Below are 20352 nucleotides of genomic sequence, written 5' to 3' on the forward strand. Positions count from 1 at the left end.
TTCGAAGGGAAATTAGTATATGAAATTAGTGATACTGGCACTGGAATTAAAAAGAAAGATTTAGATAATATATTTCATCCTTTTTTCACTACAAAACCACCAGGAAAAGGTACTGGACTAGGCTTGTATATAGTATATAATGAAGTTGAAAAATATGGTGGTAAAATTAATGTTTCAAGTGAGTATGAAAAGGGTAGTACATTTAAAGTTCTTTTACCGATTATTACTGTTAATGATAAATAAAGTACAGGAAGGGGCTTTTAAATTTGGCATCAAGAGGGAATTTTAAAATATTAATAGTAGACGATGAAATAGAGTATCAGGATGTATATGAAATGATACTAAGTGATAAAGGATATTATGTTCGTTGTGTTTCCAGTGGTTCACAAGCGATAAGTTTGCTAAAAAAAGAAAGCTTTCATCTTGTTTTAACAGACTTAATTATGCCGGAAATGGGTGGTATGGAGCTGTTAGAAAAAATAAAAAAGAACTATGTTGATACAAAGGTTATAATTGTTACCGGCTATGGTACTATAGAAACTGCTGTTAGTGCTATAAAAAAAGGGGCGTTCAGTTATTTTATAAAAAGTCACGAATCTGAAGAGTTATTAATAGAAATTAAAAAAATTGAAAAGCTTCGTGAATTAGAGCAAGATAATAAGTATTTAAGAGGACAGCAAAATAATAAGAGATACCTCTTAAAAACAAATAATAAAAACTATGAAAATATGCTTAAGCTTATAGATAAGGCGGCGGTTAGTAATGCAAGTATTTTAATTACAGGGGAATCAGGTGTTGGAAAAGAAATTATTGCAAAGCACATTCACCAATCTAGTCATAGGAACAACAATCACTTTGTAGCTGTTAATTGTCAAGCACTATCTGAAAATTTACTTGAATCAGAGCTTTTTGGTCATGAAAAAGGCGCGTTCACTGGTGCCCTTGAAAAGAGAATTGGAAGATTTGAAGAAGCGGATGAAGGTACACTTTTTTTGGATGAAATAGGTGAAATACCAGTCAACATTCAAGTTAAGTTATTAAGAACCTTAGATACTAAAGCTATTGAGAGAATTGGTAGCAATAAGGTTATTAATGTGGATTTAAGACTTATTTCTGCTACTAATAGAAATATTTACAAGACAATTGAAAATGGAGATTTCAGAGAAGATTTATTTTATAGAATAAATACTATAATCATCGAAGTTCCGCCTTTAAGGGAAAGAAAAGAAGATATATCTATGTTTATAGATTTTTTCTTTGAAAGATATTCAAAAGAACAAAATAAGAAGATAAATAGTATTGAACAGGAAGTTATGAACTTTCTATTATCATACAACTATCCAGGGAATATAAGGGAATTAAAAAATATAATTGAGAGACTTGTTGTGTTATCTGAAGAAGGGAAAATTATAAAAGCTGATCTTCCAGAGAATAAACTTGGTAATACTACTAATTTAACTGATACTAATATGATTATTCCATTGAAAAGCTATAGAAGGGAGATAGAAATCGAATATATTAGTAGAGTATTGATTCAATGCGAAGGAAATTTAACAGATGCAGCAAAAATGTTAAATATTAGCCGAAGACATCTTTTTAGTAAGGTAACAGAATACAAATTAAAAACATAATAGGAAATAAATTTCCATGTGGGAAGGAAATAAATCTCCATATTTTAAATATAACCTAATTTTATTAGGTTATATTTTTTTTTGAAAAAATTTAACTTTTTAACTGTTGGTAATAGAGGTATTCAAGCAGACCGGATAATATAATTAAAAAAACTAAAAAATACAATTTATGGCATAATTGTTGCTTAATAGATAAATAGAATAAATCAGAAAGGTGTGAAGGCAAATGATTGCAAAAAAAGGAGATTGGGTTCAAATAAATAATATCGTATTAAAGTCTGAGCAAAGAACTGCAAAAATACCAGAGGAAACTAGAAAAGTACCATTGGAACTATGGGTTAAAGGATTTTTAAATGAAGATGCTAAAATTGGTGATATTGTTTCAATAACTACAGTAACTGGAAGAATGGATACAGGAATATTGGAAGAAATAAATCCGAAATTTACCTATGGATTTGGAGAAGAATTTGTACCTGAGCTTTTGCAAATAGATATTCAGTTAAAAAATATTCTTCAGGAAGGGGATAACTAATGGGAAAAGATAAGAGCTATCAAGCAGTTAATGCTAGAAATGGAGAAATTATAAAAAATGCTACGGGTATGGATTATTCTATATATGAGTCTGGAAATATTGCTTTTGATTATGAGCGAATGATGAACGACACAGGATATACTTTTGAAGATATTGTTAAAATCCAGAGGGAAGTAGGGGTAGGCAATACTCCACTATTAGAGCTTAGAAACTTAACAGCACTGGCAAGAAAGATTTCACCAAAAGGTAAGGGTGCGAGAATATTTATTAAAGACGAACAATGCAACCCATCAGGAAGTTATAAAGATAGAAGAGCTAGCATGTCAGCATATCATGCAAAGAAATTAGGGTATAAGGGATTAGTAGCTGCAACTAGTGGAAACTATGGAGCGGCAGTGGCTTCACAGGCAGCAATGAGAAATCTAAAATGCATTATTGTACAGGAATGCTATGATTCCAAAAAAGTTGGACAGCCCGAAATACTTGAGAAACAGAGAAAATGTGAGTGTCTAGGTGCTGAAGTTATTCAATTAACTGTTGGACCTGAATTGTTTTATATATTTTTAAGGGTATTGGAAGATACAAAATATTTTAATGCTTCGTTATACTCAACCTTAGGTATTAATGGTGTAGAAACCTTAGGGTATGAAATAGCGATACAGTGTAGAGGATTAATAGGGAGAGATCCAGATTATGTTATTGCAACTCAAGCAGGTGGTGGAAACCTTACTGGAACAGCAAGAGGTCTAATAAAGGCTGGAGCTACAAATACAAAAGTTTATGGAGCTAGTGTTGATTTATCAGGGTTACATATGGCATCTGATACTGCATTCAACAAGAAGTCATTTACAACGGGTCATACTGGATTTGGTGTTCCTTATGCCACAGACCCTGACCACTCTGATGTTCCAAGAAGTGCAGCAAGAGTTTTAAGATATATGGATGAATACTTAATTGTTAAACAAGGCGAAGTGTTTTATATGACTGAGGCACTTTCAGTTCTCGAAGGAATAGAGAGAGGTCCTGCAGGAAACACCTCATTAACAGCTGCTTTTGCCCTAGCACAAGAATTAGACGAAGATCAAGTTATTGTTGTTCAAGAGACTGAATATACGGGTGCAGGAAAACATCCTCTTTCTCAGCTTTCTTTTGCAAGAAAAAATGGCATCGAAATCAAATTCGGTAATCCTAAAGATGATATTCCAGGAACAAATATTATTCTTCCAGAGCATCCTTCATTTATTAAAGTAAAATATTTTGACATGAATAAGCTAAGAAAATCATATATAAAAAATGCTGTAAAACATGTAGAAGCAACTAGTGCTAATGAAGACGATATACAGTATCTGATAGATGAAACAAAATCAGATAGAAAGTTTGTAGTTCAAGAACTAGAAGATCTAAATATTTCTTTAAATTAGATTTATCAGAATTTATATCTTATATACTATTAAATTATTAAGGGGGAAAAAAATGAAAAATAGAGGCAATAAACTAGAGTTTTATGGTGGGGAATGGATGTCCTTCATTCCGTTTATCATCTTCATTGTACTTATCATTATGACAACATTTGTTGAGGGTTCAATATCCGATGGAGCGTTATGGATTCCGGCTTTTATGGCACTTGTTGTAGCATTTTTCTTTGCCAAGAATAAAACATTATATAGTGAAACTATTATAAATGGGATGGCAAGTAAAGAAGCAATTTTACCTGTTGTCTGCTGGATTTTCGCAGGCGTATTCTCTAGGATTTTAAGAGAATCTGGTCTTGCGGGGGGTATCGCTGGTCTTGCGGGATCAATGGGAATCGCGGGTACAAGTTTTGTTGTTGTTTCATTCATTGCATCAGCAGTTTTTGCCACAGCTTCTGGTACAGGATTTGGAACCATCGCAGCTGGGATGGGAGTTCTTTATCCAGCTGGAGTGGCTCTTGGTGCACATCCAGCCCTATTAGCAGGAGCTATTATTTCTGGGGGGGTTTTCGGTGATAACTTAGCACCAGTCTCTGATACAACTATTTGTTCTGCCACGTCGCAGGGTGTAGATGTTCCAGGAGTTGTTAGGTCCAGATTAAAATATGCACTAGTAGCTGCAGGCATTACAATTATTGCTATAATAATCTTTGGGGTCACCCATCAAGGAACAGTTGCTAGCGTTGAGGCAATAACATATAATAAAATTGCATTAATTATGCTAGTCCCTGTAGCTATTACAATTTGGGTAGCAATAAAGTATGGAGACATAATTATTGCAACTACAATTGGTTCTGTTTTAGCAGGTGGAACTGCCGTTTTTGCTGGCCTAATGGATTTCATTCAGATGGATCCTGGGAAAGAAGTAACAAAACAGGCATTATTTAGAGTTTCAGGTGTTGGTCTTGATAGGACAGTAGATGGTGTAATTTATACCGGAATCAATAGTATGATGCAAGTAAGTCTTTTAGCTATTCTGTTATTTGGTTCAATAGCTGTAATGAGGGCTGGTGAAGGAGATCTTAAGCTATTAGATGTTATCGGTAAAATTGCTAAGGGACCTAAGGGCGCAGAATTTTCCATTGCTGGTATGATTATCGCTCTTTCTTCTTTAATGGGTCTAAATGCTCCTGCGATTTTAGCTGTTGGTTCCTCATTTGCTAAACCATTATCTGAAAAACATGGTATTAGCCCTTATAGAACAGCTAATCTACTTGATGGAATTTCTTGTACCTTAGTATATGCATTACCATGGACTCCAGCAATAATATACACAATTGGATTTACTAGAGGAGGCATTCATCCTCTTACAGCCTTAGAGATTACTCCATTTGTATTTTATGGCTTCGCAATGTTGGCGGTTATGTTGGGAAGTATTGTATTAGGGGTTGGAAGACATGATAATATGAGTTCAGAACAAATTAAAAAAATGGAATCAAAGGCTATATCAAGCAATTAAGTTTAACTGTAATAGTAAAGCTGATATAGTTTAGCGCCTTAGGTGAAACAAAAGTAATATTTGAATTTTATATAATAACTAAACGCGAAGTCAGAGAGAATAAGAAAAATCAATAACTTAGAATATGGTAAGGTACTCAATACAGTGGGTACCTTTTTAAATACACTATTGTGATTATAATAAAATACAAGAATTTTTAAAAGAGCATCTGTGGGACTCACGGAAGAACAAGTTATGAAAGACGATTACGTAATTTTATGGAGAAATGAACCATCAATAATTATAGGTAAAAATCAATGCACATTAGAAGAAATAAACAGCCAATATGTTAGTGAAAATAACATTTACGTTATAAGGAGAATAACGGGTGGTGGTTATATAAACTAATAAAAGTAAATGAAAAAACTTATTTAATAGAGAAATCTACTAGGTAGGTTTTTTATATTAGATTAGAATAATGAGTTGGTATATTAAGTTATTATATATATGAATTTTCAACATAAAAAGAAGGATTATACTCAAGAATGTTGAATTATTTGATATGTAGTATTGTAAAGTAAAAAATGGTATTATATGGTTATATTGATATTTTAATAATATAAATTTACTCAATCCATTTATAAGAATGAGTGATTTACAATATATAACAAATGAGAAACTTGAAAAGTTTCTTTTATATATAAAAAAATTCTAAAGAGATATCTAAAAAGTATTGAATATGGTATTTTAATTTGGATATAAAGGAGGTTATGGTTAAAATATGGATAAAAGTATGAAAATTGTACTAGATTATGTTGATTCTATGATGGTCGTTGATAAAAACTTAAATGTGCTACATACAAACAGATTTAATCCAAGGTTTGATAATGGGTTAATGAGTAATGAATATATAGGGTATTTTAACAAGCGATATTTTGAAGTATATCCTGAACTTGATCCTAAAGAAAGTACGATGGTAGAGTGCCTCAAAAATGGCAAAATATTAATTCGGAAAAATCAAGTATTCACAGACCTTTTGGGTAGGGTATATCATACAAAAAACATTACATATCCAATCATTAGATGTGGTGAAATTGTTGGAGCAATAGAACTGTCGCAAGATATAACCTCTATTGGGGATCTAAACCCTCTGGTTCAAAGGAATTTGTCTGAGACAAAAATTCGGAAGAAGAAAAAAACGGTTAGTGACACTATTTCATTTGAAAATATTATTACAAACAATCAGGAAATGATTGAAAACATAAGAAGAGCAAAAATTTATGCTTTGGATGACAATCCTGTATTAATTTATGGAGAGACAGGTACTGGCAAAGAAATGTTTGTTGAGGCTATGGTAGAAAACGATAAGATTCGAAATAATAAATTTATTACTCAAAATTGTGCCGCAATCCCAGAAACATTATTTGAATCAATATTATTTGGGTCATGCAAAGGTGCTTTCACAGGTGCTGAAAATAAAATGGGACTATTTGAAATGGCAGATGGAGGGGTACTTTTCCTAGATGAACTCAATTCTATACCAATACATTTACAAGCAAAGCTTTTAAGAATTTTACAAGATGGAAAAGTTAGACCAGTTGGTAGCATTAATGAAAAAAGTGTCAATGTTAAGGTAATAGTTGCAATAAACAAAAACCCTATGCAACTTATAAAAGAAAATCTATTAAGAGAGGATTTATTTTATCGGTTAAGTAGTAATACTATTCATCTTATAGCATTGCGTGATAGAAAGGAAGACATTCCACTATATCTAGATTATTTTATCAAGCAATTTAATGAAGTGTATAATAAGGGCGTTTATAAATTATCTACGAACTTAAGAAACATACTTCTCAATTATAACTGGCCAGGTAATGTTAGGGAATTTAGACATGTAATTGAATCTATGGTTAATGTTTCATATAAAGAGGTGTTAACCACCAAGAATCTTCCAGTGTATTTAAAAGAAGTTATCAATACTAACTATGGATCAATAGAAAATGTATCAAATAAGGAAAATTCTATAGATTTTAAAATATCTCTAAAAGAAATGATGAACAAGACAGAAAGGGAGTACATTTCACGAGCTCTAATCTTCTGTAATGGTAATATATCTCGTGCCGCTGAAATACTTGAATTACCAAGGCAAACTCTTAAGTATAGGATAGACAAACTGAACATTGATACTTTTTAAACAAACAATAGGCGAAATAACGTTATTAAAAATAAGAAGATGCCAAAATATTGGCGTTTTTTTATTTTATTCTAAAGAAAGCGACAAATATATGGCATTATTTATCCGTCATTAAATATTTTTTTAACAAATGTAGTATTTTCAATGCTCCAAAGAACAAATTCTGTTGGCATCATTATTGCTACTATTTAAAGCAAGCTACAATTGTATAATTTTATAAAATAATTCTATGTGAGAGAGTTAAAAAAAGTATATGGAATTCTTATGATTTTGTCACAAAATGATTTAATAAATTAATTGAGGAGGATTAGAAAATGAAAAAGGAAATGAAAATTGCTATTCTAGGTTCAGGTAACGGTGCATGCGCAGCAGCGGCAGATTGGTCTCTTTCTGGGCACGAAGTAAGGATTTTTGATTTTGAAAAATTCCCTACAATTATAGAAGAAATTAATAATAAGGGTGGGGTATATGTAGAGGGAGAATTAAATGGATTTGCACCAATAGCATATTGCGGTCATTCAATTGAAAAGGCTGTAAGTGGTGCGGATATAATCCTTGCCATAGGTCCAGCATATAGTACGGAACCTTTCGCTAATATAGTTAAAGACTATATTTCAGCTAATCAGATTTATGTTGTGTGTCCTGGATCTTTTGGGGGGGCATTAATGACAAAAAAAATATTTATGAGTAATAAAAACGCATCTAACACCATTGTTTGTGAGACTTCAACTTTACCTTATGCTGCTAGAATAATTAAACCAGGAGTTGTAAAGGTTTTCCTTAAATTAAGAGGCGGTCTATACTTAGCATCTATTCCAAATGATCAAGGAGATAAAGCTCTTGAAGCTTTTAGAGCTGTATATCCACATACACAAAAGGCAAAGAATGTATTTCAGACTATGCTTCAAAATTCTAACCCAGTAATCCATCCATCAGTAACACTTATGAATGCAGGACTGATAGAACGTACCAAGGGGGACTTTTATTTCTATGAAGATGGTGTAACACCAGGAGTTGGAAAACTTATGAAAGCTGTTGATATGGAGAGAGTTGAAATTGGAGATAGGCTAGGTGTGAAAATTCTTCCAGATCCAGAACTAGGAGTTTTACAAGGATATATGAAAGAGGCAACATACGAATATGGTTACGCAAGCGCACCTGGGTTTAAAGGAATAAAAGCGCAAGATAAGCTGGATCATAGATATTTAAATGAAGATGTGGGATATGGACTTGTATTTATGTCTAACTTAGCTAAACAGCTTGGTATGGATACTCCAATGATTGATTCGGTAATCAACATTGCATCAGCAGTAATGGAACGAGATTATAGAAAAGAATCTGTAAGAACGCTGGAAACTATAGGGTTTAGTATTAAAGAAATTTTAGAGGGATAGAGAATAAAAAGGGGGAGAAATCATGGATTCATTAGTAGACTATGGTATTTTATCACTATTACCTGCTTTGGTGGCAGTAGTTCTTGCATTTATTACGAGGGAGGCTATATTTTCACTGCTTGTAGGCGTCTTGGTTGGAATACTAATAACTGGTCAAAATGTACTATTCGGATTTTCTGGACTACTACAAAATGCACTAGGAAATGCTGATTTTATTTGGGTAATCAGTATTGAAGTATTCGTAGGTGTTATGATTGCATTTTTCCAAAAATCAGGGGCAATTGAATCTTTTTCAAAAATACTTGATAGAAGAAATATAAATGCAAAAGGAGCACAAATATTAGCTTGGCTACTAGGAATATTTTTATTCTTTAGCGATTATTTCAGTCCTTTATATACAGGAACAGTTATGAGAAACATCACAGATAAGGCTAGAGTTTCTAGAGAAAAGCTTGCTTATATATGTGACTCAACATCCGCTCCTGTTTGTACGATTATACCTTTTTCCTCTTGGGGTGTTTACATGGCAGGATTACTCGTTGCAACTGGAGCTTTCACAGATAAGAACCTTGCAATGAATGCAATAGTAAAAATGGTGCCATACAATTTTTATGGCATAGTTGCTGTATTAATGGTTGGACTTATAGCAATGAAGATTATACCTGATTTTGGACCAATGAAAGCGGCAGAAAAAAGAACAATGGAAACAGGAAAGGTTATGTGGGATACTGCGAAACCTTTGCTTGGCAAGGAGTTATCTGATATAAAACCAAAAGAAGGAATAAAATCAAATATATATTTAAATTTCTTTGCACCAGCAGTAATAGTAATTGTAGTAACTTTGGGAACTTATATAACAATTGGATCTGCAAAGACATTGGAAGGTTTCATGTGTGCCGTAGCATTCCAATTTGTAGTAATGATTATTCAAAAGATGGGTACGGTTATTGAGCTTATGGAAGCAGCAGTAAACGGTATAAAGGGAGTTATGGTTGCAATGTTAATACTTGCTTTGGCATATGCCCTTAACACTATAAGCAAGGACCTAGGAACAGCTCAATATGTAATATCTATAACAGAATCATGGATGACACCGACTTTACTTTTAGTATTTACATTCTTAATCTGTGCATTTATAGCCTTCTTCACAGGTACATCATGGGGAACATATGCAATTATGGCACCGATAGCAATACCTTTAGTACTTCAATTGACTGGGGGAGTTACAGATACAGCACTTTTTTATGCGACTATTGCAGCTGTTATGGGTGGAGGATGCTTCGGCGATCACTGTTCACCTTTATCTGATACTACAATATTATCATCCCTTGCAGCGGGATCTGACCATATAGATCATGTTAAGACACAAGTTCCATATGCAGTAGCAGCTGCTGCCGTATCGGCAATATTATATCTTGTACTTGGAATTGTTTTATAATATATAAGCAGTGTCAACTGCGGTAGGAAGACTTTATAATTTAATAAATGGAGGTGCAGATATGATAATAGGTGTTCCAAAAGAAATAAAAGATAATGAGTTTAGAGTAGCAATAGTTCCAGATGGTGTAAATGAATTTATAAGAAGAGGACATAGTGTGCTTATTGAAAAAGGCGCTGGACTTGGAAGTGGAATAGTGGATGAAGATTATGAAAAAGCAGGAGCCACTATAACGGATAAAGATGAAGTTTTTAAAAAAGCAGATATGATTTATAAAGTAAAAGAGATATTTCCTGAGGAGTTCAAATATTTAAGAGAAGGACTTATAGTATTCACATATATACATTCAAATGCCCACAGAGAGCAGACTGATGCTATGATAGAGAGCAAAATCGTTGGGGTATCTTATGAAGATATAGAAGATAGCAAGGGGCAATTCCCTCTCCTTCGCCCTATGAGTGAAATAGCTGGTAAAGGCGGGTTTCTCATGGCATGCCAATATAGTCAAAAGATAAATGGAGGCAAAGGGTTAATGCTGGCCAGAGTTCATGGAGTTAGAACTCCAGTTGTAGCAATAATTGGTGCAGGAGCAGCGGGACTTGGAGCAGCAGAGCTTGCAGCTGGGTTTGGTAATAAGGTTATAATACTCGATATAAGCTTAGATAATCTAGAAAAGGCTAAAAATATATTACCCTCAAATGTAGAGTTTTTATATTCCAATGATCAGAACATCAAAACAGTATTAAAGGAATGTGATGTGCTAATAAATTGTATTTTATGGCCAAAAAACAGGAAAGACCATCTTATTAACAGAGAAATGTTAAGGACGATGAAGTCAGGTGCCCTTATAGTAGATGTATCCTGTGATGATGCAGGTGCAATTGAAACATCGCGCTCAACATCGCATTTAGATCCAATATACTTTGAGGAAGAAATTATGCATTATGTAGTAGATAATATACCTTCAGCTTTCTCAGCTACTTCAACACTTTTCCTATGTACAGCAACATTACCATATGCATTACAAATAGCAACAAAGGGTTACAAGAAGGCATTACTCGAAAATGAATATCTTAGAAAAGGATTGTCCTTTTACCTTGGAGATTTGACACTAAAAGAAACGGGACTTAAACAAAATAGACAATTCAAAGCCCCTGAAGAGGTTTTAGGCATATGAAAAAAACTCCAAAGATCGCAATCTTAAGGTGGGAAGAAGGACATGTTCCTGAAGGCCTGGTACAGCTTGAGACTATGCCTGGCAACAGCACTAATTTGGAATCATACCCTTTCCCTGTGAGACTTGTTCGTATGGAGGGTGCAAATGTTGAAACTGTAATTACACATCCGAGCCAAGAACTGCTTGCAAATATGATCAGGATTTCAAAGAAATTAGTAAATGAAGAGGGTATTAAAGTTATTTCAACAAGCTGTGGATTTAATGCTATATTTCAGAAGGAACTTTCAGAAGCATTAGATGTGCCGGTATTCACATCAGCACTATTACAGGTGCCTTTCGTGTGTAATCTGATTGGAAAAAACAAGATTGTCGGAGTAATCACTGCAAACAAATCGGCTCTTACAAAAGAACATTTTCATGCCTGTGGCATAACAGATGATATTAATGTAGAGGTCATGGGACTTGAAAATGCAAAGGAATGGAGCAAGATATTCGAAAAGCCGGACGAGAAATTTGATATTGATGCTGTAACAGAGGAAATTATCGGAGTTGCCAGAAAAGGCGTAGCCAAACATCCTGAAATTGGCGCAATCGTTTTGGAATGCACAGACCTGCCGCCTTACGCAGCAAAAATAAGAGAGGCTGTAAACCTTCCTGTATTTGATTTCAATTCAATGATGGGACATATTGCAATCGCTTTAGAAGAAATGAAGCTATATTAAACTAAAAGCAAAAGTTTACTTATAATCTTTTGCTTTAACGTATCAACTATTCAGTATGGATATAGAACTCCAGGACTATGTAAAGAAAGCGCAGAAGATAGGCGTTAAGTTTCAGGCATGCAGAGCATGTTCAGACATTTTTTTTGATTGCGGATGGCATCATTAGCTACTGCATTGGGAAAATAACAATAGACAGCTAATTTAAATAGATTAGCTGTCTATTGTTATTTTTTGATTGACTACATTAGCAACCATTTAATGGGTTACAAGTAGAAATTAATTTAAGTGGAATAATTAATTCTAGTTCTTTATCTAAGTCATAAAATTAATTGCTAAAAATAATAAAATTATAATTGAATATGGACATAGATAAAACTTTGTAATTAGAAGTTGCTATCTTTTTTCTTATGACAGTGCTTGAGTGGGAGAATTCCTGTTAAAATTATGTATTAAAAAGGAAAAAATCAAACCTCTTAATCGGATTTGTGTGCAAAATTATAGGGACACATCCATTTTTACTTCGGAAAGAAAAGTGGTAAGAAAAGTATGCTACTTATAATGATACATATCCCTGTAATATTGGTACCTAACAGGATATATTTAATACCTTTATTATCGTATTTATCATTTTTAAAAGACCTTATGCCGATAATCCAAAGGATTAATGTGGTTATTGTAACTAGAGTATTAATTCCGAAAATTATTTTAAACATGTCACCCTCCTAAATTATATATTACTTCTTTCTTATGTATTTAACCAGTGGCATAAAAGTATGCCCGTACTCAAGTCAATTATAAGATTTAATTATTTTCTAAAAAGAATGATGTGATATCTATACATTTATAGTACTACGTATTTTGATTTTAGAGATTACAGAAGTATTACAATTTCATTACATATTATACTTAGCTTTTTATGTATCATTGTTTTCATTAACATTATTCTTTCAATTTTAATACAAATGAGCTTTCATAATAATTAAAAATCTCAGTTCGGTTGTTTTTGTTGGATGTGGTAAGAGTGAAGTGAAAACTAACGGTGACAGTATCCAAGTGGTGCAAACTGGAAAAGTAATTAATGAATTAGAATTTAAAAATAGAAAACAATTTTAAATAGCATATATATTATTTATGACGGTGAGGTTTTAATTACTTAATGTATACTGCTTATATAAATATAATATATATTGTTACTAAAGTATTGATTAACAATGAGTTTATAAGTGTAAAATAATTATTGATAATTTTATTACTTTAATATATAATGCTAATATATAAGGCAAGATAATAAATAGAATAGATTATCAAGGGGAGAGAAAATTGAATATTGAAAGATACAAAAAACATTGTAATTATAAATCATTAATTAAATATATTATCATCAAGAAGAAGATATTAACCTAAAAATTTTTAGGGGAATATCTTCTTTTATTTTTGTCAATTTTAATTTATAAGTTTTTATAAATATCATACATGTTAGATTTATAACAATAAAAAATTGGAGATATAATCTTTTAATAAGGGGGCAAGTACAATGCAAAATCAAATACAGAGAGTAAGTAAAAACATATTCAACGTGGAAGAAGCAATCTATTATCAAAATAATAATATTGTAGAGATAAGAAGACTAATAATAACAAAAAATGATATACCAATATCAATAGTAAATACTTGGTTAAGTACAGTTGGAATTAATTCACCTGGAACACTGGAGAACTATGCTTATAAACTTAAAAGATACCTTGAGTATATTGATGAATTTAACCTGGAGTATTATCAAGTTAAAAGTGCAAATATAATACAAAACTTCTTTAGAAAAATTATGCATGAGAACCGAAAAAAAGGGGTATATACGATTAAAATTGAAGTTGGATACGATAACTTGAACACTTATCAAATAGTTGTAACTGGATTTTATTTTTGGTTAGATGAAATGTTCACTGTAAATAAAAAACTTGAACATTTTGCAAAGAGTAAAGAACTTAGAGCTTATGTAAAAAAAGCAGGTAGCAAAGAGATATTTAAAAAAATGGAAGGCAGAGAAAATTCAATTGGATTTGATTATTATGAAATATGGTCAAAGAACCACTTGAAGATTTTAGGGGTAGCAAGAAAAAATTGTTCAACTAATAAATTTGACCATATAAAATGGTATACAAAAGATGAAATAAAGATTATTAAAGGAAACTTCAAAACAAAGAGAGATTTAGCAATGTATAGCCTTGGCTTAGAAGGTGCTCGAATAGAAGAAATTGCGACAATAAAAATAAATGATTTTAATAGTAATGAAATAAAAGTGTTTATATCTGAGTCTAAGACGATGGTAAGAGATATTTTTTTATCGCTTGAAACTTGCCAAATAATTGAGGATTATATATATACCGAACGAGCAAAATTAGAAGAAAGATTAAACTATAAAATTGATAGTAAATATTTATTTTTAAATCTTAGAAAGGGTAAGAGCCAAGGAAAAAAAATTAAACAAGGAAATTATAGAAAGATTTTAAAAAATGTTGGTAAAATAAGTGGAATGGACCCATCAAAGATAATTACTCATGCAGGAAGGTCAACAAAGGTGCAGAAAATGCTTAAAGAAGGAGCAACAAATGAAGAGATTAGAATTGTGTTGGGGTGGAGTAGTGACAAAACTATAGAATCATACAGGAAAAAGTTTGATGCAGAAATTGCATTAAATGCACTGAAGAAGATAAATGGAAGGGAAAGGTAGCTAAATGGAACAGTTGATAAGTAATGAAAAGTACAAGATTAATTTTATTAAGATTAATTCTAATAGGGGATGTATATGGAGTATAAATGGTATTAATGTCTATTTAAACCATCCTACCTTCAAAAGTAATCAGAAGTCAAAGCTATGCAATACTATTCAGACTATAAGAAAGTCTTTAATTAACTATGAAAAACTTGATGACATGAAAATATCATATTATTCCATAATTAATATATGTATAAGTATTTTTCCATCATTAACTGATACCTATATAGATGTCATGGTAAGAAAATATTTTAAGAATAATAGTAATTTAATAACAATAGTTAAAGTTATGGGATGCATTTTAGTTAAGAAAATAGAGTCAGATTCAGCTTTATTTACGATGAAATTCAACTACGGGATACATGAGAATAATAAGATATTTTTATACAAAGTGAAAAGTTTAATTGATGAAATAAATATTGACTCCCTTCGTAAATCAATGCTTAAAAATGAAAATTTAAACATGCTATACAAAAAAATAGGTCCTGGTAAAATGTTCAGGTTGTGTATGACAGAATTACTTGATATTACGGATGCTTACATTAATAAAGTTGTAGAGGAAAATGTTAGATTTAGGCCTACAATTAACTTTGTATTAACTTGGACTTTAAGTAAGGGTTATAGACTCAATAATAATTTAAATAGTGATATAAGAAGATTTAGGGGTGGTAGTGACTATATTAAACTCATACAAAAAGTGCTAAATAAAAGTATGCATAAAATCAATAATAGTATATATGACGTAAATATTCATTGTGGATATGTTTTAGAAATGCCTAAATTCAGAAGTATATTAGAAAAGAATGATTTTTTTACCCACTATATAAAAAATAGACCAAATTATATAGAACTTCCTACTTTATTTAAAATTCTAACAACGGAATTTAAAGTTGAGTTCAAATCATATTTAATTTTGATATCGAACAATCTGAACAATAAGCAAATATTAGTTACATGTAGTTCTACATTGCTAATGGTTTGTTTTGGATTATCCTCATTAGTTATCAATAGTGTATTTTTTAAAATAAAAGGGCCATTTCTTAATGTGTATTTAGAGATTTGCCGTGAAATTAATAGCAATCAAATAGATTTAATTGGAAATATGAATAGTAGTTTAGGCGAAATATCTTTTGAAAATGATTCTTGGGGCTATAATTATATCAATAATGATATCATTTATATAAGAAACATTGATTACTCTCTGATAATGAATGAAAGTCTTAAGAAAATTGTGAAATATTATTTTCTTCATAAGATACAGCAACAAAAAAATATAGATGGTAAACCTTCTTGCAATAAACATGTAAATAAATGTGGAAACATAATAAATTCAGTAATTTTTTTTATTGATTACCTCAAAATAGAAAGTTTTAGTGAAATAAACCATAATATGTTAACAGCATTCATGAATTACTTTCAGTTCGAGTATTCTTCCACTATTACAGGGAAACGTCTAAGTCCTACTTCAATATCAAAATACAGAACTTCTATGAAACAATTTCTTGATTGGTATATATATGAATGCAAACTTGGTGTTGATAAACCTGAGGTTAATGTGTTTGAAAATTTACAACTTAAAAATTTGAAAAATATGAATAAGAATACCCCCCTTATTGCATGTGAAGTTTTGGATAATGTATCTAAAAATATAGGTATGATAAAAAACAAAATGATACAAAGAGTAATTATGATTATGCTAAACTGCCCAAGAAGATTTAAAGAAGTAGCATACTTAGAAGAAAATTGCTTATACACTGACAAGATCACTGGAAAAACTAAACTTATGTTTATACCTTGGAAGGTCCTTGAAAGTAAGTTGATAGATACCCCTGACACTAAATATGAGGAAGTCTATGTAAATGACGTTGTTGTCAGAGAAATCCAAGAACAAATTGATGAGACTAAAGGACTGAGAGAGGAAAATAAAAGCAAATATATTTTTACTTATAAACGAAATAAGAAGCAATTCGAGTCATTAGCAGTATTAGATAATTCGAATGTAATTAATGATGCCCTAAATAGAGCTTTAGTAAATACTTTATGTGGAGAATTAAGGCTTACAACAAGACAATTTAGGAAAGCTATAGCTTGCGAAATGATACTAAACGGAGCTACATTAGAAGAAGTTAGAATTACGTTATGTCAAAAGAATGTTAAAACAACTAAAGAATATTATGCAGAAGTAGATAAAATATTATTAAGTGATAAGCATACAGAATTCTTTAAAGAACAATTTAACCATATTTTTCCAGAAAAACACCAAAAGTTATATAGCAAAAGTGAAATAGAAGGTATATTTCTAAAATATTGCTATGAATATAGAAAAGTATTTTATAGAAAAATTGTTATGGGTACATGCTCAAGGAGTCCATTAGAAAAATGTGAAAAAAATGATTTTAAAAAGAAAGTGATGTGTGCTACTTGTAGTAAATTTTGCACTGGAAAACCTTTCTTGAAGTCTTGGATTGAATTAAAGGAAGAGTGTTCACAGCAAGTGGAGGATTTAGTGTATTTTTACAGAGAGATATTAAAGTTGAATTACGTAGAGTATAGCAAATTTGAAGGATATAAAGAAATGGTTAGTGAGATTAATGATTATAGTTGCATAATTAAAGCAATACAGAGGAGTGGAATAACAAATGGAGTACAATAAAGGATCGTTAATATACAATGTGAAAATTGAGTATAGTGAGGAATTAAGAGAAAAACTGAAAGTAAACTTAATGTTAATGGGTGATAATATAAATTTTGAAAATGACAAATGGATATGCAACAAATTAAAGGATTCAGTTACAGTATCAAATTCAAGTGTAACAGCAACTTTTAAACAAATACCTGAACAGTATAAAGATTTGGTGAAGTATTTTGTAATACTAAGAAGCTCGCAGATAAATACAACTATTAATGATGTTAGAGGAATAATGTATTTTTTTAAATTTATAAAAAAAATGTATATGGAATGTGAAACAATACAATTAAATAGGAACATTATTGAAGAATATAAGAAACAATTAAAATTAAGTACAATAGCTATAAAGACAAAAGAAACAAGATGGACAGGAATTAAGAATTTCTTTAAAATAATGTTCGGATGGCCAGAACTACCTTCATATGTACTAATATCTAAAATTGATTCACCTTTTTCATGTAAAGGAGGTCAAAAAAAAAATAATAAAAAATATCCTCCAAATGAAGTTATTGAGCAATTAGATAGAGCTTTCCTATGTGGTAAGGCGATTAAGTTGTGGGAAAAACTAACATATTTACTTATGAGATTATATCCTACAAGAATTGGAGATATTGTGCTTATATCATTAAATGATTTTTTAAGACCTTTTGGTGATAGCAAATATATACTTACATTCCCACTTAAAAAGGAGAGTAAATACATGAATCCAGAAGAGAGAATAGTAGTTATTAATATTCAGAATAAGATTGAGAATCTTCTTATAGATTTGATAAAGAAACAAATTAAAATGTCAAAAAAATATCAACGTATTCTATCTATAGATAAAAGAGGGTTTCTATTTACAATACCAACAAAAATTATAGATAAAGCCCATTACAAAAAAACTGGTATAAAAAAGTATATTATAAATAAAAATTTTTTAAATATTTTAAATGATTCTAAGATCCGTAGGAATTTTAAAAGTATCAGCCAGAATAACAATGTAACTTATAAAGGTGAACCATATACGTTTAAAACCCATCAACTAAGACATAAAAATATAACTGATAGGCTTGACTTTGGGTTTAGCATATTAGAGACCATGTGTGTGAGTGGTATAAAGACACCAAGCGTTATATATGATTCTTATGATCATAATATAGAGGGAAAACATAGAGAAATTGAAAGTAAGTATAATGGTGAAAAAAAGAGGTTAAAAGAGAATGAAGAGAATTCAATTTTCAGAGGAAAGGTATTAGGGGAGATGGCTTTTAAAAGGCTGTTAGAAAGAAGAAGTTCGTTCGAATTATCAAATCCGAAAGGTGAATCATATGGTGCTTGTGCTGATATATATAAGTGTTTTAGTGTGATAGCAGACCCATTGGTTTGCATAGAGTGTAAGTTTAATTCTTCAAATGAAGTAAATTGTAATAAGGATATTGAAAGGGAACAACTGATTAGATTTTATCAAGAACAGGTAAAAAGATGGGAAAGTGATGTTCACTTTTTTAAGATTAATGATAATGTATTATATGCAGAGACAGCACAGAAAAATTTGAAGTTATTTTCAAAAAAGTTAAATGAATTAACCAAGGGAAAAAACATACAAGGAGTGATTCTTTATGCAGAAAGAAAAAGGTAAACTAAACAGTGGTTTGAAGAATTATAATGAAGAAAGAAAGTATAAAACTCAAAGTAAAGTTGAGGAATCCATATTAACATTGATTGAAGAGCGAAGTGTAGTTAATATTATAAAGCTGATGGAAATGACTGAACTAAGTAGACCTACTTTTAACAAGACACATGTTGAAGAAATATTAAGGAAATATAAGGTCTGTAAGTATAAAGATGTGAAAGTAATAACTAATGATAATCCTAAGAGCTATTTGAAAAATTTAGAAAATGAATATAGAAAAAATTTAAATGATAATGAAAAATTGATTATGGAACTTGCAAAGACCAGAGAAGCTAATAGCAAATTAGAATTAGAGTTAGGTGACAAACAAGAAAGGATAGGTAGACTTCTTGGAATGATAGATGAACTCCAAAGAAAAGTTAATAATATTAGCCAGTCAATGGATGTATATACATAGAATAATAGTAAAATACTCATTAGTATTAATTGGTCTTTGTTTGCGTAAGAGCAGATGTAACTTGGATTATAAAAATGCTCTTCAAACAAATCAACTAACAAATATTTAAGGTAAGGATTAAAGGTGTTAATAAAGCTCTCAAGTCATTTATAAGGATAAACAAACTAAACAGTAGAGATTATATATTCAAAAGTAGAATAAAACCATTAAGGGGGAGATATAAGCGTTATACAAGTAGATAGGATATTAAAAGCGAACGCAAACAATGTAGGAGGAATTATATACTTTAGTGCAATTTTAATATAAAAAAGGGTATAATTAAAAAGAGTCACGGTACACTTCTCTAAATGAGGGTTTAGTAAAGAGCTATCAGTTTTATCAAAGGAGCTATCGGCAAAGTAGCTCCTTTTTTAAGTAATACCATGAAAATGTAAGTTACATAGTTAAATAACTTGTCTATATAAGGCAAGCCAATTTTATATTCTTTTAAGCAAATATTGATTAACATAGCCTAAAATAATGTTTAATAAAAATTCTTATATTATTTATTATTCTTATAATAAGGTTCTATATAAAGTTTCTAAACTTGAAATATCAAGTTTATGGAAATTAATAAAACCTTGCATTTTAGACCATTAAGTAATAAGTAATAAAGTTAATAACTGGTATGGACAGTAAAGTTTTATAAGCATAATTGTCTTATAGAACTTTTCTTATTTATAGTAGATACTTATTTTATATTAAACTAATAGCATTAGACAAAAAAATACAAAAATGTGGTAAACTAAATACATAAATTATTATAATGGGTATACTAAAA

At 30.7% G+C, this 20352-nt stretch carries 16 protein-coding genes; 15 read left to right on the top strand and 1 reads right to left on the bottom strand.

Features of this window, described 5'->3' with window-relative positions; translation table 11 throughout:
• The 11 genes from ACJAX4_RS07890 to ACJAX4_RS07940 form a co-directional block, all read left to right on the top strand.
• Nucleotides 1–243 (top strand): sensor histidine kinase (locus tag ACJAX4_RS07890; RefSeq protein WP_435788912.1); only part of this gene is annotated, 243 nt, incomplete at its 5' end.
• 23 nt (nt 244–266) lie between these two features.
• Nucleotides 267–1631: a sigma-54-dependent transcriptional regulator gene (locus tag ACJAX4_RS07895; RefSeq protein ID WP_435788913.1), complete on the top strand. Its 1365-nt coding sequence runs from the start codon at nt 267–269 to the stop codon at nt 1629–1631.
• 226 nt (nt 1632–1857) lie between these two features.
• Nucleotides 1858–2163 (top strand): 2-amino-4-oxopentanoate thiolase subunit OrtA, encoded by a 306-nt coding sequence (gene ortA / locus ACJAX4_RS07900; RefSeq protein WP_435788914.1) that lies wholly within the window; start codon nt 1858–1860, stop codon nt 2161–2163.
• Nucleotides 2163–3584 carry a 2-amino-4-oxopentanoate thiolase subunit OrtB gene (gene ortB / locus ACJAX4_RS07905; RefSeq protein ID WP_435788915.1) on the top strand — a complete coding sequence of 474 codons (1422 nt, stop codon included), beginning with the start codon at nt 2163–2165 and terminating at the stop codon, nt 3582–3584. Before ortA ends, ortB begins: the two co-directional genes overlap by 1 nt.
• Nucleotides 3585–3636: 52 nt before the next feature.
• Nucleotides 3637–5094 (top strand): Na+/H+ antiporter NhaC family protein, encoded by a 1458-nt coding sequence (locus tag ACJAX4_RS07910; protein WP_435788916.1) that lies wholly within the window; start codon nt 3637–3639, stop codon nt 5092–5094.
• A gap of 234 nt (nt 5095–5328) precedes the next feature.
• Nucleotides 5329–5481 (top strand): lipoyl protein ligase domain-containing protein, encoded by a 153-nt coding sequence (locus tag ACJAX4_RS07915; protein WP_435788917.1) that lies wholly within the window; start codon nt 5329–5331, stop codon nt 5479–5481.
• A gap of 373 nt (nt 5482–5854) precedes the next feature.
• On the top strand, nt 5855–7267 hold the full coding sequence (locus ACJAX4_RS07920) for a sigma-54 interaction domain-containing protein (protein ID WP_435788918.1): 1413 nt from the start codon (nt 5855–5857) through the stop codon (nt 7265–7267).
• Between the two features lie 314 nt (nt 7268–7581).
• Nucleotides 7582–8661, top strand: a complete 1080-nt coding sequence (locus tag ACJAX4_RS07925) for an NAD/NADP octopine/nopaline dehydrogenase family protein (protein WP_435788919.1) — start codon at nt 7582–7584, stop codon at nt 8659–8661.
• A gap of 22 nt (nt 8662–8683) precedes the next feature.
• On the top strand, nt 8684–10099 hold the full coding sequence (locus tag ACJAX4_RS07930) for a Na+/H+ antiporter NhaC family protein (protein ID WP_435788920.1): 1416 nt from the start codon (nt 8684–8686) through the stop codon (nt 10097–10099).
• A gap of 61 nt (nt 10100–10160) precedes the next feature.
• A complete protein-coding gene (locus tag ACJAX4_RS07935) occupies nt 10161–11276 on the top strand; it encodes an alanine dehydrogenase (RefSeq protein WP_435788921.1) in 1116 nt (371 codons plus the stop codon).
• 74 nt (nt 11277–11350) lie between these two features.
• The gene (locus ACJAX4_RS07940; RefSeq protein WP_435788933.1) at nt 11351–11998 is read left to right on the top strand and encodes an aspartate/glutamate racemase family protein; all 648 of its coding nucleotides are present in this window, start codon (nt 11351–11353) and stop codon (nt 11996–11998) included.
• 515 nt (nt 11999–12513) lie between these two features.
• Here the strand turns inward: ACJAX4_RS07940 and ACJAX4_RS07945 are convergent.
• On the bottom strand, nt 12514–12711 hold the full coding sequence (locus ACJAX4_RS07945) for a hypothetical protein (protein WP_435788922.1): 198 nt from the start codon (nt 12709–12711) through the stop codon (nt 12514–12516).
• Between the two features lie 821 nt (nt 12712–13532).
• On the opposite strand from ACJAX4_RS07945, the gene ACJAX4_RS07950 reads away from it, so the two are divergent.
• Genes ACJAX4_RS07950 through ACJAX4_RS07965 form a run of 4 tightly spaced genes read left to right on the top strand, consistent with a single transcriptional unit; the run spans nt 13533 to nt 19532 of the window.
• Nucleotides 13533–14726: a tyrosine-type recombinase/integrase gene (locus tag ACJAX4_RS07950; protein ID WP_435788923.1), complete on the top strand. Its 1194-nt coding sequence runs from the start codon at nt 13533–13535 to the stop codon at nt 14724–14726.
• Nucleotides 14727–14730: 4 nt separating this feature from the next.
• The gene (locus ACJAX4_RS07955) at nt 14731–17424 is read left to right on the top strand and encodes a hypothetical protein (RefSeq protein WP_435788924.1); all 2694 of its coding nucleotides are present in this window, start codon (nt 14731–14733) and stop codon (nt 17422–17424) included.
• Complete coding sequence (locus ACJAX4_RS07960; RefSeq protein ID WP_435788925.1) at nt 17411–19081, top strand: hypothetical protein; 1671 nt, start codon at nt 17411–17413, stop codon at nt 19079–19081. The genes ACJAX4_RS07955 and ACJAX4_RS07960 overlap by 14 nt, the downstream gene beginning before the upstream one ends.
• The gene (locus ACJAX4_RS07965; RefSeq protein WP_435788926.1) at nt 19062–19532 is read left to right on the top strand and encodes a hypothetical protein; all 471 of its coding nucleotides are present in this window, start codon (nt 19062–19064) and stop codon (nt 19530–19532) included. Before ACJAX4_RS07960 ends, ACJAX4_RS07965 begins: the two co-directional genes overlap by 20 nt.
• Nucleotides 19533–20352 lie beyond the last annotated feature (820 nt).

The organism is Clostridium sp., assembly GCF_051278035.1.
Lineage (GTDB): Bacteria > Bacillota > Clostridia > Clostridiales > Clostridiaceae > Clostridium_AD.